The organism is Streptomyces katrae (assembly GCF_000966975.1).
Lineage (GTDB): Bacteria > Actinomycetota > Actinomycetes > Streptomycetales > Streptomycetaceae > Streptomyces > Streptomyces katrae.
Genome location: NZ_JZWV01000315.1, coordinates 1 through 784, shown reverse-complemented (window position 1 = coordinate 784; position 784 = coordinate 1). Strand labels below are relative to the sequence as shown.

The window sequence follows — 784 nt, the reverse complement described above, 5'->3', positions numbered from 1 at the left end:
CCTGCTGACGGGGGTCGCGCCGCTGGCGGCGGCCGGGGCGGGGGCCCTGACCGGCGGCGGGGTGCCCGGCCCCGCGGTGTGGCTGGGCCTGGCGGTGGTGGTGGCCGGACTGGCGGCGGGCCTGCGCGGAGGTCCGGAGCCGGCCGCCTCCTGAACCGGCGGGGGCCTCTTGATGGGTCCGGGTCATTGGATCACAATCCGCAGATGCCGACGCCGCCGTGCACTTCCCCGAGCCAGCAGCCCGCGTACAGCAGCTGGATGCGGTACTTCTCCCCCGCCCCGGTCCACCGCCGGCTCGGCCTGGTCTGCCTCGGGGTGGGCGTGCAGCAGGGGGTGCTGCCGGTCGTCGGGCCCCGGGTGCTCGACCACCACGTGGCCGTCGTCCTCACCCGGGGCCGGGGCTGGTTCGGCCACGGGGGGCGGCCGGCGCAGCCGGTGGCGGCTCCCGCCCTGCTCTGGCTGGTGCCGGGGGTCGAGCACCACTACGCCCCCGACCCGGAGGGCGGCGGCTGGGACGAGTCCTTCGTCGACTTCACGGGCGCCGGCGTCGGCGCCTACACCGACCTCGGCTACATCACCCCGGACCGGCCGGTGGTGCCGCTGAGCGGGACCACCGGGGTGCAGCACGTGGTGGACGGGATCGTCCGGGCAGCCCGGCGCGGCGGACCTCTGCTGGAGGTGGAGGCCGCGGCGCAGGTGCCCGCCCTGCTGGTGGCGCTGCGCTACGCCCGGGCGGAGGTGTCCCGGCACGGGGAGGCGGTGGTGGACGCGCTCGCCCGGGACG

1 protein-coding gene is annotated in these 784 nt (G+C 77.9%); it reads left to right on the top strand.

Annotated elements, in window-relative coordinates; all coding sequences use genetic code 11:
* Nucleotides 1-204: 204 nt before the first annotated feature.
* Nucleotides 205-784: AraC family ligand binding domain-containing protein (locus VR44_RS12645; RefSeq protein ID WP_045947557.1), on the top strand; the 580-nt coding region annotated here is incomplete at its 3' end.